The organism is Corynebacterium sp. CMW7794 (genome assembly GCF_001563605.1).
Classification (GTDB): domain Bacteria; phylum Actinomycetota; class Actinomycetes; order Mycobacteriales; family Mycobacteriaceae; genus Corynebacterium; species Corynebacterium phoceense.
The window spans coordinates 1-14144 of sequence record NZ_KQ961723.1 but is presented as its reverse complement, the minus strand read 5'-3'; the positions used below and the strand labels follow the sequence as shown (position 1 = coordinate 14144).

Annotated in this window: 13 protein-coding genes; all 13 read left to right on the top strand. The window is 61.1% G+C overall.

The features are described 5' to 3' along the window. Positions 1-68 precede the first annotated feature (68 nt). Positions 69-548 carry a hypothetical protein gene (locus HMPREF3227_RS03560; RefSeq protein WP_141681527.1) on the top strand — a complete coding sequence of 160 codons (480 nt, stop codon included), beginning with the start codon at positions 69-71 and terminating at the stop codon, positions 546-548. A gap of 149 nt (positions 549-697) precedes the next feature. Beyond that, entirely contained in the window at positions 698-1744 is a 1047-nt protein-coding gene (gene argC / locus HMPREF3227_RS03555; protein WP_066510307.1) for an N-acetyl-gamma-glutamyl-phosphate reductase, read from the top strand. Positions 1745-1802: 58 nt separating this feature from the next. Next, the gene (gene argJ / locus HMPREF3227_RS03550; protein WP_066484418.1) at positions 1803-2957 is read left to right on the top strand and encodes a bifunctional glutamate N-acetyltransferase/amino-acid acetyltransferase ArgJ; all 1155 of its coding nucleotides are present in this window, start codon (positions 1803-1805) and stop codon (positions 2955-2957) included. Between the two features lie 13 nt (positions 2958-2970). Next, complete coding sequence (argB, locus tag HMPREF3227_RS03545) at positions 2971-3906, top strand: acetylglutamate kinase (RefSeq protein WP_066510304.1); 936 nt, start codon at positions 2971-2973, stop codon at positions 3904-3906. Next, entirely contained in the window at positions 3903-5096 is a 1194-nt protein-coding gene (locus HMPREF3227_RS03540) for an acetylornithine transaminase (protein WP_066510302.1), read from the top strand. Before argB ends, HMPREF3227_RS03540 begins: the two co-directional genes overlap by 4 nt. A gap of 3 nt (positions 5097-5099) precedes the next feature. Continuing rightward, positions 5100-6023, top strand: coding sequence for an ornithine carbamoyltransferase (argF, locus tag HMPREF3227_RS03535; RefSeq protein WP_066510300.1), 924 nt, complete (start codon positions 5100-5102; stop codon positions 6021-6023). A gap of 21 nt (positions 6024-6044) precedes the next feature. Beyond that, positions 6045-6524, top strand: coding sequence for an arginine repressor (locus HMPREF3227_RS03530; RefSeq protein WP_066484402.1), 480 nt, complete (start codon positions 6045-6047; stop codon positions 6522-6524). Between the two features lie 219 nt (positions 6525-6743). Then, the gene (locus HMPREF3227_RS03525) at positions 6744-7958 is read left to right on the top strand and encodes an argininosuccinate synthase (protein WP_066484400.1); all 1215 of its coding nucleotides are present in this window, start codon (positions 6744-6746) and stop codon (positions 7956-7958) included. A gap of 6 nt (positions 7959-7964) precedes the next feature. Next, complete coding sequence (gene argH / locus HMPREF3227_RS03520; RefSeq protein WP_066484398.1) at positions 7965-9404, top strand: argininosuccinate lyase; 1440 nt, start codon at positions 7965-7967, stop codon at positions 9402-9404. A 219-nt stretch (positions 9405-9623) separates the two neighbouring features. Beyond that, positions 9624-11132 carry an amino acid permease gene (locus tag HMPREF3227_RS03515; RefSeq protein WP_066484395.1) on the top strand — a complete coding sequence of 503 codons (1509 nt, stop codon included), beginning with the start codon at positions 9624-9626 and terminating at the stop codon, positions 11130-11132. A gap of 61 nt (positions 11133-11193) precedes the next feature. Beyond that, positions 11194-12222: an ornithine cyclodeaminase gene (locus tag HMPREF3227_RS03510; RefSeq protein ID WP_066484716.1), complete on the top strand. Its 1029-nt coding sequence runs from the start codon at positions 11194-11196 to the stop codon at positions 12220-12222. Between the two features lie 112 nt (positions 12223-12334). Further along, positions 12335-12517 carry a Trm112 family protein gene (locus HMPREF3227_RS03505; protein WP_066484388.1) on the top strand — a complete coding sequence of 61 codons (183 nt, stop codon included), beginning with the start codon at positions 12335-12337 and terminating at the stop codon, positions 12515-12517. A 66-nt stretch (positions 12518-12583) separates the two neighbouring features. After that, positions 12584-13843: a tyrosine--tRNA ligase gene (gene tyrS, locus HMPREF3227_RS03500; RefSeq protein WP_066484386.1), complete on the top strand. Its 1260-nt coding sequence runs from the start codon at positions 12584-12586 to the stop codon at positions 13841-13843. The last annotated feature ends 301 nt before the right edge of the window (positions 13844-14144 follow it).

Genomic DNA, 14144 nt, shown 5'->3' with positions numbered 1-14144 from the left:
TGTTGCACACAGGGTGATGCGGATCATATTTTGGGAGTGGAATTGTTTCCCAAACTCAAGGACCTATCATGACCCATCGCTTCTTTTCCTCTTTGGCCCGCAGGGCAGCCGCCGTCCTCGGCGGTACCGTGCTGGCCAGTGCGCTGTTGGGAGCCCCGGCTGCTCAGGCGCAGAATCTGCGCGGCCTGTCGAACGCGGACGGCAGCATTCAGTGTGAATACGGCGACGTGGGTGGCACGTACATCCGCTGCCACAGCCCGGGCGCACGCGCCACGCGCACTGAGTGCAATCCACCCAACTATCTCGTTCCGCGCGTTCAGTATTCCAACGGTGAGTCGTGGGCGGACTGCTTCAATCAGGGGCTGTCGGTGACGAACTTTAAGAAGCTGCGCCCGGGCGAGGTATTCCAGTTCAAGGAGCTTGCGGTCATCGCTGACCTGCAGGGTGGCCTGCACCTGGTGAGCCCTAGTGGTTACGCCGGTTACGTGGGCAAGACGGCTATTGATGATGCCTCGGGCATGGGCAAGGTGTCTTCCCGCGCTGTCTAAGGAAGCGCATCGGGCCGACACCGCGCCGCTTCGAGTGGCGCCGCGTGCGACTCGGGGCGGTGCGTCGTGCGGCGTGGGGGATTCGGTCGGGGGAAAGAAATAGCGCCTGCATAATTTACAGTCGATTGCATATTTGCTAGGATGTCTCCATGGCTATCACAGTTGCAGTTGCAGGCGCCTCCGGTTACGTCGGTGGCGAAGTCTTGCGCCTTCTTTTGAATCACCCGGCGTACCTGTCGGGTGAGCTCGAGATTGGCGCCCTGACCGGACACTCCACCGCGGGGGAGTCCGTGGGCGCGCTTATGCCGCACCTTCCGCAGCTGCGCGAGCGACGTATCGTCGATACGACTGTCGAGAACCTCGCCGGCCACGACGTTGTCTTCTTGGGTCTGCCGCACGGCCACTCCGCGGAGATCGCCAAGACGCTGGGGGAGGAGGTTCTCGTCATCGACTGTGCCGCGGACTTCCGTTTGAAGGATAAGGCGGCCTGGGACGCCTACTACGACGGCGAGTACGCGGGCAGCTGGCCCTACGGCATCCCGGAGATGCCGGGGCACAGGGAAGCCATCGCGCAATCCAAGCGCGTGGCCGTGGCCGGATGTTTCCCCACGACCACAACGCTGGGTGCGTTGCCGGCCGTCGCCAAGGGGCTCATCGAGCCGGACATCTCGGTAATCGCCGTGACCGGCGTGTCCGGCGCGGGCAAGAAGGCCTCCGTGGCGCAACTGGGCGCAGAGACGATGGGCAACGTGCGCGCGTACAAACCGGGCGGCTCGCACCGCCACACGCCGGAGATGGTGCAGAACCTCTCCGAGTACTCGCAGCAGGGTCCAGTCGCCGTGAGCTTTACGCCTGTGCTGGCGCCCATGTCGCGCGGCATCCTTGCGACGATCACAGCCAAGCTTGCCCCAGGCGTGGACGCTGCGGCGGTGCGCGCAGCATACGAAGAGTTCTACGCAGACGAACCGTTCTGCCTCGTGCTGCCGGAAGGCCAGCAGCCGGAGACCCAAAACGTGGTGGGGTCCAACATGGTCCACATCCAGGCGCACGTCGATGACATCACGGGTCGCCTCATCGTCACGGCAGCGCTCGACAACTTGTGCAAGGGTACCGCCGGTGGCGCGGTGCAGTGCATGAACCTGGCGCTCGGCCTGCCGGAGACCGCAGGGCTGCCGCAGGCGGCGGTGGCCCCCTAAAGGGGCGGATTGACGATATTGAGCCAACTAGATGCAGGGTGAAGAGGAAAATAGAAACATGACTATCGGTGTACTCGCAGCGCAGGGTTTCGCGGCCGGCGCGACGACGGCAGGAATCAAGCCGTCCGGAAAATCAGACATGGCGCTCGTGGTCAATGAGGGCCCGGAATTCAACGCCGCCGGCGTCTTTACGCGCAACCGCGTCAAGGCCGCACCCGTGAAGTGGTCGCAGAAGATTATTGCTGATGGATCGCTCCACGCGCTCGTCATCAACGCAGGCAACGCGAATGCGTGCAACGGCGCTCAAGGTGACGAGGACGCGCAGGCGATGGCCGAGGCCACGGCGCAGGCGCTAGGCGTTGATGGCACGGACGTCGCGGTGTGCTCGACGGGCCTCATCGGCGAGCCCATGCCTATGGACAAGGTGCTCGCGGGTATCGAGTCCGTAACAAAGCTCGGCGCGGCGGGCAACGACGCCGCGATGGCAATTATGACGACGGATACGGTCTCTAAGGAAGTCGGTGTCGAAGGCAACGGGTGGACCCTCGGCGGCATGGGCAAGGGCGTGGGCATGATGGCGCCAAACCTCGCCACCATGCTCGTGTGTCTCACCACGGACGCGAAGGTGACGCCGAAGGCTCTGCGTGCGGCGCTGGAGGCGGCATCGGCAGTAACGTTCAATACCTTGGACGTGGACGGCTCGACGTCGACGAACGACACCGTCATCATCATGGCCAACGGTGCGTCCGGCGTGGAACCTACCCAGGAGGAGCTCAACGCGGCGGTACTCGAGGCCTGTGCCGGCCTAGCCGACATGATGCAGGCCGATGCCGAGGGCGTGACCAAGCGCGTGAAGATCACCGTCGAGGGCGCCGATTCGGACGCCGAGGCGCTCAACGCCGCGCGCACCATTGGCCGCGACAACCTGTTTAAGTGCGCGATGTTTGGCTCAGATCCGAACTGGGGCCGCGTACTCGCAGCCGTGGGCATGGCGGATGCCGCCATGGAACCGGAGAAGATTTCCGTCTTCTTCAATGACCAGCCGGTGTGCGTGAACTCCACTAGCGCGCCTGGTGCCCGCGATGTGGACCTCTCCGGCGAGGATATCGACGTGCGCGTCGACCTCGGCACCGGCGGACCGGGCTCCGCCTTCGTGCGCACGACTGACCTCTCCCACGCCTACGTCGAGATCAACTCGGCGTACAGCTCCTAAGGCGGCCGATACCATGATGAAAGGTCTTACCGATCAGGATCGTGCGACAGTCCTCTCTGAGGCACTGCCGTGGCTTCAACACTTCCGCGACAAGATCGTCGTCGTGAAGTACGGCGGCAACGCGATGGTGGACGACTCGTTGCGGGAAGCATTCGCCAAAGACATGGTTTTTCTGCGCACCGTGGGCGTCAAGCCCGTGGTCGTTCACGGCGGCGGGCCTCAGATTTCCCAGATGCTGGCACGCACGGGCCTGGAAGGCGAGTTCAAAGGTGGCTTTCGCGTCACCACTCCCGAGGTTCTTGAGGTCGTACGGATGGTGCTCTTTGGAAAGGTGGGCCGCGAACTCGTGGGGCTCATCAATTCCTACGGCCCCTATGCGGTGGGCACCTCCGGCGAGGATGCCGGGCTCTTTACCGCCGAAAAACGACTGGTAGAAGTCGACGGGACTCCCACAGATATCGGCCAAGTCGGCGATATCGTTGACGTTAATCCAGCAGCCTTGATGGATATCATCGATGCGGGCCGGATTCCGGTGGTCTCGACGATTGCGCCGGGCACCGACGGCGAGGTTTACAACATCAACGCTGACACCGCAGCGGGTGCGCTGGCCCAAGCAATCGGCGCGGAGCGCCTGCTCATCCTCACCAATGTTGAGGGCCTCTATACCGACTGGCCAGACCGCGATTCCTTGGTGTCCAAGATTGAAGCGGCGCAACTCGCGTCCCTGCTGCCGCGGCTCGATTCGGGCATGATCCCCAAGATGGAGTCGTGCCTGCGGGCCGTCGAAGGTGGCGTCGCCGCTGCCCACGTCATCGACGGCCGTTCGGCCCACGCCGTGCTCCTTGAGCTGCTTACCCCCGGCGGCATCGGCACGATGGTGTTGCCCGATGACTACAACCGCAACGAATACCCCGACGGAACCATCTTCAGGAAGGACGATCGCGCATGAGCGACAACAACAAGGGCCTCGTAGCCCGGTGGGGCGACAACCTCATGGACAACTACGGCACGCCGCCCATTGGCATTGTCTCCGGCTACGGCTCCATCCTCGTAGGCGAAGACGGCAAGGAATACATCGACTTACTCGCCGGCATTGCCGTCAATGCGCTGGGACAGGCACACCCCAAGGTCGTTGAGGCCGTCACGGAACAGATCTCTACGTTGGGTCACGTGTCTAACCTCTTCGCGTCGCAGCCGGTTATCGACGTGGCGGAAAAACTGCGGGCTCGTGTCGGAGATACTTCTGCCCGCGTTATCTTTGCCAACTCCGGCGCCGAAGCCAACGAGGCGGCCTTCAAACTCGCGCGTCTGACTGGCCGCCGGCGCATACTGGCCGCTGAACACGGTTTCCATGGCCGCACGATGGGCTCGCTCGCGATGACGGGGCAGCCCAGCAAGCGGAAGGCCTTTGAACCGATGCCCGGTGGAGTGGAGTTTTATCCCTACGGGGATATCGACTACTTGCGAAAGCTCGTAGAGATGAACCCCTCGGACACCGCAGCTATCATCCTGGAACCGATTCAGGGCGAAACCGGGGTCATCCCGGCGCCGGAGGGCTTTCTCCAGGGGGTGCGCGCTCTCTGTGATGAAAATGGGATGCTCATGATCGTCGACGAGGTGCAGACCGGAGTCGGCCGTACGGGCGAATTTTTTGCGCACACGGCGGCCGGGGTTAAGCCCGATGTCATCACTATGGCGAAAGGGCTCGGCGCCGGGTTACCTGTTGGCGCGTGTATAGCACGGGGAGCGGCAGCGAAACTATTCACGCCGGGATCGCACGGTACGACATTCGGCGGAAACCCGGTAGTCTGCGCAGCGGCCAACGTTGTACTGGACTTATTGGACGAGGACTTCTTGGCAGAGGTAGCGCGCAAGGGCGAGCTATTTGTGCGTGAGCTGAGCACAATACCGTATATTATGCAGATCCGCGGACGAGGGCTTATGCTGGGAGCCGTATTAAATGCACCCGTGGCCAAGCAGATTGTCGCGAAGGGGCTTGAGCACGGACTCATCCTCAACGCGCCGGCAGCTGACGTTATTCGTTTGACGCCGCCGCTCATCATCACCGACGAGGAAATTACTCGGGCAGCCGCGGGACTGGCAGCCGTTGTCGAGGAGATTGAAAAGGAGGAAGCCTAGACCATGCGCCATTTTCTCGTAGACGATGATCTGTCGCCGGCGGAGCAAGCAGAGGTGCTCGACCTTGCTGCACAGATGAAGGTGGACCGCTTTGCGCACCGCCCTCTCGAAGGCCCGCAGTCGGTTGCCGTGCTCTTCGATAAGACATCGACGCGCACTCGCTTCTCCTTTGAAGCAGGTATCGCGGAGCTGGGCGGCCACGCTGTTGTGACCAACACTGGATCGACGCAAATGGGCAAAGGAGAGACGCTGCAAGACACGGCGGCGGTGCTCTCCCGTTATGTTTCGGCCATTGTGTGGCGCACCTATGACCACGCCAATTTTGCGGCTATGGCGGAGACTACGCGCGTGCCGCTCATCAACGCGCTGTCTGAGGATTTCCATCCGTGCCAAATCCTCGCCGACTTGCAGACGATCCGTGAGAACTTTGGAGCCACCCAAGGGTTAAAGGCGGTCTACCTCGGCGATGGCGGCAACAACATGGCCAACTCGTACATGATTGGTTTCGCCACCGCCGGTATGGACATCGCTATTGTCGCGCCACCGGAGTTCCAACCCCGCGCAGAGTACGTGCAGCGCGCCGAAGCGCGAGCGGAGCTTACGGGGGCGACCGTGACGGTTACGGAGTCGCTTGACGCCGTTGCAGGTGCCAATGTTGTGATCACTGATACCTGGGTGTCGATGGGACACGAAAATGACGGGATCGACCGCCGGACGCCGTTCCTGCCGTACCAGGTCAACGGCGCTGTCATGGACCGTGCGGCGGAAAACGCCATCTTCCTGCATTGCCTTCCGGCGTACCGCGGCAATGAGGTGGCGGCCAGTGTCATCGACGGCCCGCAGTCGCGGGTATTCGACGAAGCAGAAAATCGCCTGCACGCGCAAAAAGCCGTGCTTGCGTGGCTGCTTCGCCACCAAAACGATTAACAAACGAGGAGATCAACCCCCATGCCCACCAACCCGGCCAATCGCAACGCGCGCCAAGCAAAGATTTTGGAAATCCTTGATCGCTCGCGCGTGACGAGCCAGGTGCAGTTGTCTGAAATGCTGCTCGAAGAAGGCATCGACATCACGCAGGCCACGCTGTCGCGTGACTTAGATGAGCTGGGGGCCAAGAAGGTCAAGCGGGACGGTGGTCGCTCGTTTTACATGGTGGGTGGTGAGCTCGAGCAGTTCGATGACCAGGTCAATGGACCGCGGGAGAAATTGCGTCGCATGCTCGATGAGCTCGTCACCACCACGGATCACTCAGGCAATATCGGCATGCTGCGCACACCCGCGGGCGCGGCGCAATACCTGGCGTCCTATATCGACCGTGCTGGGATTCCAGATGTTGTGGGCTGTATTGCTGGCGATGACACGATCTTCATCCTGGCTCGAGATCCGATCACTGGTGAGGAATTGGTGCGCAATTTGGTGCGTAATTAGTTGATGTTTTAGCCCTGCTCCCGCGCTGCGCCGCTGTCCGGCTCCCGCGGGTGGCAGGGCATGAGTGCCTCCACCGTCATAGACCATTTTCCGCGGTCAGGCGGTTGCACAGTGCGCGCGCAGTCATCATCGAAAGGGAGTGTTTTACATCCCGCATACGTTTCGTATATTATCGAGTCTATTGTATTATTTCCACAATCTCGCAAGGAGATAGAAACCATGACTGCACGCGTTGTGCTCGCGTACTCCGGTGGCCTGGATACCTCGGTCGCCATTCCGTACCTCGCTAAGATGACCGGCGGCGAGGTCATTGCCGTCTCGCTCGACCTAGGCCAGGGTGGCGAGGATATGGAGTCCGTGCGTCAGCGCGCACTGGACTGTGGCGCCGTGGAGTCCATCGTCGTGGACGCCAAGGACGAGTTCGCAGACAACTACTGCCTGCCGGCCATCCAGGCCAATGCCATGTACATGAAGCAGTACCCGCTGGTCTCTGCTATTTCCCGCCCGCTCATCGTCAAGCACCTCGTTGAAGCTGCCCAGGAGCACGGCGGCACGCATGTCTCCCACGGCTGCACTGGTAAGGGCAATGACCAGGTCCGCTTCGAGGTCTCCTTCCGCGCCCTCGACCCGTCCCTGGAGATCATTGCACCGGCGCGTGACTACGCCTGGACTCGTGATAAGGCGATTGCCTTCGCTGAGGAAATCAAGCTGCCCATCGAGCAGTCTGCGTCCTCGCCGTTCTCTATCGACCAGAACGTCTGGGGCCGTGCCGTCGAGACCGGCTTCCTCGAGGACCTGTGGAACCCGCCCACGAAGGATCTCTACGCCTACACCGAGGATCCTGCCCTGGGCAACGCCCCGGACGAGGTCGTCATTTCCTTCGAGGAAGGCAAGCCTGTCGCCATCGACGGCAAGAAGATGACCGTCCTGCAGATTATCGAGGAACTCAACCGCCGCGCCGGCGCTCAGGGCATCGGCCGCCTCGACATGGTCGAGGACCGCCTCGTGGGCATTAAGTCCCGCGAGATTTACGAGGCACCGGGCGCCATCGTCCTCATCAAGGCCCACGAGGCCCTCGAAGACGTCACCGTGGAGCGCGAGCTCGGCCGCTACAAGCGCCTCGTCGACTCCCGCTGGTCCGAGGAGGTCTACGACGGTCTGTGGTTCAGCCCGCTCAAGCGCTCCCTCGACGCCTTCATTGGCGAGACCCAGAAGACCGTCTCGGGCGATATCCGCATGGTTCTGCACGCGGGTACCGCCACCGTCAACGGCCGCCGCTCCTCCCAGTCGCTGTACTCCTACGATCTGGCCACCTACGACACGGGCGACACCTTCGACCAGACCGCAGCCAAGGGCTTTGTCCAGCTTCACGGCCTGTCCACCCAGATCTCCAACCAGCGTGACCGCGAGGGCGGTTTCCCCACCGGAAAGTAGGTTCACATGGAGCAGCACAAGACGAACGAAGGCGCGCTGTGGGGCGGCCGCTTCTCCGGCGGCCCGTCTGAGGCCATGTTTGCCCTGTCCGTGTCCACGCATTTCGACTGGGTGCTCGCTCCCTATGACGTGCTGGCCTCCAAGGCCCACGCCAAGGTCCTGCACAACGCCGGTCTGCTCACGGACGAGGATTTTGCCACCATGCTCAACGGGCTCACGCAGCTCGGAGAGAAGGTCGCTTCGGGCGAGTTCCGCCCGCTGCCCACAGACGAGGACGTCCACGGCGCCATGGAGCGCGGCCTCATCGATATCGTTGGCCCCGAGGTCGGCGGCCGCCTGCGCGCGGGCCGTTCCCGCAACGACCAGGTCGCCACCCTCTTCCGCATGTGGGTCCGCGACGCCGTGCGCGACATCGCCATCCAGGTCACTGAGCTTGTCGATGCCCTCTCGGCCCAGGCCGCAGCCCACCCCGATGCCATCATGCCGGGCAAGACCCACTCCCAGGCCGCCCAGCCCGTCCTGCTTGCACACCAGCTGCTCGCGCACGCGCAGCCGCTGCTGCGTGACTGCGAGCGTATCCAGGATCTTGACAAACGCCTGGCCATCTCGCCCTATGGCTCGGGTGCCCTGGCGGGTTCCTCGCTGCACCTGGACCCGGAAGCCATTGCGGAGGAGCTCGGCTTCGACTCCGCTGCGGAGAACTCCCTTGACGGTACGTCCTCGCGTGACTTCGCGTCCGAGACGGCCTTCGTCCTGGCTCAGATTGCGATCGACATGTCGCGTCTGGCGGAGGAGATCGTCTACTGGTGCACGCCGGAGTACGGCTATGTGACTCTCGACGACGCATGGTCGACGGGCTCGTCAATTATGCCGCAGAAGAAGAACCCGGACGTCGCCGAGCTCACGCGCGGCAAGACCGGCCGCCTCATCGGAAACCTCACCGGACTTCTGGCAACCCTGAAGGCGCAGCCACTCGCGTATAACCGCGATTTGCAGGAGGACAAGGAGCCCATCGTGGACTCCGTGGCGAACCTCAACCTGCTGCTGCCCGCGTTGACCGGCCTAGTCTCTACGTTGACCTTCCACGAGGACCGCATGCGCGAACTGGCCCCTCGTGGTTACACCTTGGCCACTGACTTGGCCGAGTGGATGGTGCGCCAAGGGGTGCCGTTCCGTGAGGCACATGAGGCATCGGGAGCATGCGTGCGCATCGCCGAGTCCCGTGGCGTTGACCTTATCGAGCTGACCGATGAGGAGCTCGCCAGTGTCGACGCGCGACTGACACCGGCTGTACGCGAGGTACTTACTATCGACGGTGCGGTTGCGTCGCGCTCAACGAAGGGCGGCACCGCCGGTGTCCGCGTCGCCGAGCAGCGAGCCAATGTCGATGAACTTGCCGCCGACTTTCGGTCGTGGGCCGCCACCCCGGTGATACCCCACAAGTAAACGGCATATCCCCCGTACGTGGGGGTTAACGATAGTCCTATTGAAAATGGCCCAGCACGTAGTGTGCTGGGCTTTTTTGTGTCTCGCTACTCTGTGTCAAGTGAGACACGACTTAAAATAAGTGAAACCAGTCACTGAAAAGCGTGCTTTTCGTTACTCTTCTATGTCGGCGAAGGTTTTCGCGAAGAAATTTACTAACTGTCTGTGAAGGTACACCGCATGTCTATAACTTCTCGTCCGGCGCCCTCAGAAGAGGGACGCGCGGTCTTTGACGCTGAGGATCATGGTCTTCAGCAGGGAATGGGCAAGCGCCAGCTGCAGATGATTGCCATCGGCTCCGCCATCGGCACAGGTCTTTTGCTTGGCTCAGGTAGCCGTCTGCAAACTGCTGGCCCCTCGCTCGCCATCCTTTATCTCATTTGTGGCTTCTTTGGCTACATCATTCTCCGGGCCCTCGGCGAACTTATTGTCTACCGCCCGAGCTCTGGTTCCTTTGTTTCTTACGCTCGTGAGTTCTATGGAGAAAAGGCCGCCTTCGTCACGGGGTGGCTCTATTGGGGCAACTGGGCTATGACCCTCGTTGCCGACGCAACGGCGGTCGCGATTTACATCAAGTGGTTTGGCCAGTACACCACGTGGCTTGATGGAATTCCCCAGTGGACACTCGCCCTCGTCGTGGTCGGTTTCATCTTCTTCTTCAACATGCTCTCCGTCGCTATCTTCGGCAAGCTCGAGTATTGGTTCTCGATGATCAAGGTCGTTGCACTGGTGATCTTCATGCTCATTGCCATCGGCGTCCTCATTCTCGGCCACCCAGAGGGGACTCCCACCGGCTTTAGCCTCATTACGGACAACGGCGGATGGATGCCGAACGGCCTGCTGCCCGCAGTGATCGTAATTCAGGGCGTCGTGTTCGCCTACGCCGGCATCGAGCTCGTTGGCACCACCTCGGGTGAGACTGAGGACGTGCAAAAGCACATCCCGTCGGCCGTGAACTCGGTTCTCTTCCGCATCGTGGTGTTCTACTTCGGTTCTATCCTGTTGCTCACGCTCGTTCTTCCCTACACGGCATACGCCTCGGATACCTCACCGTTCGTCGTATTCTTCGAGTCACTCGGCATCCCGTACGCTGCCGCTATCTTCCAGTTGGTCGTGATTACCGCCGCCATCTCGTCGCTCAACGCCGGGCTGTATTCGACTGGGCGCATCATGTACAACATGTCGCAGGCTGGCTCCGGCCCTGCCTTTGGCAAGCGCATGTCAGACTCCGGCGTGCCCTACGGCGGCATCGTCATGGCTGTGCTCGTCGCACTAGCTGGAGTTTTCCTCAACTACGTGGTGCCCGAAATGGCCTTCGAAATCGTCTTGAACCTCGCAGCTCTTGGCACCCTCGCGTCGTGGGTCGCCATCGTTTTGGCACACCAGCGCTTTGTTCGTCTAGCCGCGCGCGGGAAGTTTACCCGCCCGGATTATCGCTCGCCCTTTGGCGTCGTTGGGGATTGGGTGACGGTGATCTTCGTAGGCATCGTCCTCGTGCTCATGGCCTTCGACTATCCCATCGGCTCCTATACGCTGCTCGCGACCATCGGCCTCATTCCCGTCTTCGTTGGCCTGTGGTTCTTGTGGCGTGACCGCATCAACGCCATCGCGGAGGAGCGCAAGCGCACGCATCTGCCAAGCTTCCGCTTTACGGCGGATCCGCACCAAGATCTGCACCCGAAGCGGTAACATCTTGCTTCGGCCACGCTGAACACATTTTGACTTTGAGAAAGGACTCATTTCCCCAATGATGATTAAGTTTGTCGACGTGACCAATATGGCCCGCTGGATCCAGCGTGATGGAGTTGAAAACATCATCACCGGCATGGTCGACTACCTCGAGCGCGACTACAAGCGCTGGGCTCGTTTCGACAAGATCCCGCGAGTAGCTTCGCATACGCCCTTTGGCGTAATCGAGCTCATGCCGACGTCCGACGGCGAGGAATACTCGTTCAAATATGTCAACGGCCATCCCTCCAACCCCGCACGCGGTTTCCAGACCGTGACTGCTTTTGGAGTTCTTGCGGACGTAGATAACGGTTATCCGACCTTCGAAGCGGAGATGACCCTTCTCACTGCCTTGCGCACTGCTGCAACGTCCGCGATGGTGGCAAAACACCTCGCCCGCCCGGATTCCAAGCGCATGGCCATGATCGGCGCTGGCTCTCAATCCGAGTTCCAGGCCTTGGGCTTCCGCGGTGTCCTCGGCATTGAGGATCTCACCATCTATGACATTGACCCAGCGGCGGTAGAGAAATTCAAGCGCAACCTCGAGCCGCTTGGCTTCAACATCACGGTGTGCTCGAGTGTTGATGAAGCAGTGGTAGGTGCCGACATCATCACCACATGCACGGCCGACAAAGCGCAAAACCAGATCTTGGCCGAGCGTCACGTCGCCCCCGGCGTGCACCTCAACGCGGTGGGCGGTGACTGCCCAGGAAAGACGGAGCTCGAGGAAAAGATCCTTGATATGTCGAAGGTGTTCGTCGAGTTCCCCGAGCAGACCCGTATCGAGGGCGAAATCCAGCAAAAGCCAGCAGACTTCCCAGTCGTCGAGTTCTGGAAGGTGCTTACCGGCGAAGAGACAGGTCGCGATAATCCTGAGCAGATTACGTTGTTCGATGACGTCGGATTTGCCATCAATGATTTCTCTGCGCTGCGCTATGTGCGCGATGCAGTTGCGGGGACGGATCTAGAATCTGAGATCGACATCATCGCTAATCCCGACGACCCAAAGGATCTCTTCTCACTCGTTGCCCACGTCCCAGCTCCGCTCTGATCTGGTCTGACCCGGGTCGTACCGGATGACTGGTGCGACCGCTCGAGGGGGTGAGTACGCCGCGCGTGCCTGACGCAGTCTGCGCGCGGCGTCCCGTGTACCCTATGAAGTTATGAGTCTCGATCCGAAGTTGCTAGAGGTCCTTGTTTGCCCGCAGGACAAGGGCCCTTTGACGTATCTGGAGGACAAGCAGGTGCTTGTCAATGAGCGCAAGGGGATTGCCTATCCCATCGAAGATGGCATCCCTGTCATGCTCGTCGATTCCGCCATGGCCTGGCCACCGGACGCCGCCTAGGCGCGAAATTTTCCACACGTCACAGCCGCGCACAGCGGCTACTTCGAAGAGAAAGATCACACTTCCATGAACATCATTGATGAGCTGCAGTGGCGCGGCCTCATTAATCAGTCCACCGACCTTGATACGCTCCGTGAAGCGTGCGAGAACCCCATCACGCTTTACTGTGGGTTCGACCCGACGGGCGATTCCTTGCACGCCGGCCACCTTGTCCCAATGATCATGTTGCGGCGTTTCCAAAAAGCTGGACACCACCCGCTGGCGCTGGCCGGTGGCGCAACCGGCTTCATTGGTGATCCCCGCGACGTGGGGGAGCGCTCCATGCTCTCCGAAGAAACCATTCAGCACAATCTCGAGGCCATTAAGAAGCAGCTGCGCCGCTTCGTCGACTTCGACGGTGAGAACCCCGCCGAGATGGTCAACAACGCTGATTGGACTGCGAACATGTCCGTCATCACCTTCCTGCGCGACGTGGGTAAGAACTTCTCGCTCAACACCATGCTCGACCGTGACACGGTCAAGCGCCGCCTGGAGTCCGACGGCATTTCCTACACGGAGTTTTCCTACATGCTGCTCCAGGCCAACGACTTCCTCACGCTGCACCGCGAGAAGGGTTGCGACCTGCAGATCGGCGGCGGCGACCAGTGGGGAAATATCGTCTCCGGTGTCGACCTTATCCGTCGCGTGGACGGCGACAAGGCCCACGCCCTGACCGTTCCTCTTGTCACCGACGCGCAGGGCCAGAAGTTCGGCAAGTCCACCGGTGGCGGCAAGTTGTGGCTCGATGCGGAGAAGACCTCCCCGTACGCCTGGTACCAGTACTTCCTCAACGCCGGTGATTCCGTGGTCATCGACTACCTGCGTTGGTTCACCTTCCTCACCCAGGAAGAAATCGCCGAGTACGAGGAGAAGGTCGCCAACGAGCCCTTCCGCCGCGAAGCCCAGCGCCGCCTGGCACAGGAGATGACGAACCTCGTTCACGGCGAGGATGCCACCAAGGCTGTAGAGCTCGCCGCCCAGGCTCTCTTCGGCAAGGCCGAACTCACCGAGTTGGACGAGGCCACCCTTGCCGGTGCTCTCCAAGAGACCACCGTCGCCGAGATCGCCGCTGGTGAACAGCGCACCATCGTCGATCTGCTCGTCGCCTCCGGTCTCGCCGACTCTAAGGGTGCGGCTCGCCGCACCATTAAGGAAGGCGGTGCCTACGTGAACAATGCACGCATTGAGTCCGAGGACTGGGAGCCGGCCGACGAGGATCTGCTCCACGGTTCCTGGCTCGTGCTGCGCCGCGGTAAGAAGAACTTCGCTGGTGCGAAGCTTGCCTAGCTAGCACAGCTGCAAGGTCGTTGGCTGTGGTTTCCACAGATTCACCGCCCTAAGTTCGTCCCCCTCGCCCTCGTGACGTGGGGGACTTCGTCTTTAACCTGCAGATTTGTGGGAAACAACGGAGCTGTGTAGATTATTCCAAGTCGCCGCGGAAACGAGGTGACAACGACATGAACTGCAGGTTGACAAGCCTTAAAGACTTGCACTACAGTGAGTGTTCGACCGCTTCGAGAAGGGGTATCCCGGTAGGATGAAACTTTTTGAGTGCGGATGATGTTTGAGAACTCAATAGTGTGCCAAT

Coding starts and splice junctions, on each gene's coding strand:
- HMPREF3227_RS03560 (WP_141681527.1), top strand. CDS start 69: ATGACCCATCGCTTCTTTTCCTCTTTGGCCCGCAGGGCAGCCGCCGTC.
- argC (WP_066510307.1), top strand. CDS start 698: ATGGCTATCACAGTTGCAGTTGCAGGCGCCTCCGGTTACGTCGGTGGC.
- argJ (WP_066484418.1), top strand. CDS start 1,803: ATGACTATCGGTGTACTCGCAGCGCAGGGTTTCGCGGCCGGCGCGACG.
- argB (WP_066510304.1), top strand. CDS start 2,971: ATGATGAAAGGTCTTACCGATCAGGATCGTGCGACAGTCCTCTCTGAG.
- HMPREF3227_RS03540 (WP_066510302.1), top strand. CDS start 3,903: ATGAGCGACAACAACAAGGGCCTCGTAGCCCGGTGGGGCGACAACCTC.
- argF (WP_066510300.1), top strand. CDS start 5,100: ATGCGCCATTTTCTCGTAGACGATGATCTGTCGCCGGCGGAGCAAGCA.
- HMPREF3227_RS03530 (WP_066484402.1), top strand. CDS start 6,045: ATGCCCACCAACCCGGCCAATCGCAACGCGCGCCAAGCAAAGATTTTG.
- HMPREF3227_RS03525 (WP_066484400.1), top strand. CDS start 6,744: ATGACTGCACGCGTTGTGCTCGCGTACTCCGGTGGCCTGGATACCTCG.
- argH (WP_066484398.1), top strand. CDS start 7,965: ATGGAGCAGCACAAGACGAACGAAGGCGCGCTGTGGGGCGGCCGCTTC.
- HMPREF3227_RS03515 (WP_066484395.1), top strand. CDS start 9,624: ATGTCTATAACTTCTCGTCCGGCGCCCTCAGAAGAGGGACGCGCGGTC.
- HMPREF3227_RS03510 (WP_066484716.1), top strand. CDS start 11,194: ATGATTAAGTTTGTCGACGTGACCAATATGGCCCGCTGGATCCAGCGT.
- HMPREF3227_RS03505 (WP_066484388.1), top strand. CDS start 12,335: ATGAGTCTCGATCCGAAGTTGCTAGAGGTCCTTGTTTGCCCGCAGGAC.
- tyrS (WP_066484386.1), top strand. CDS start 12,584: ATGAACATCATTGATGAGCTGCAGTGGCGCGGCCTCATTAATCAGTCC.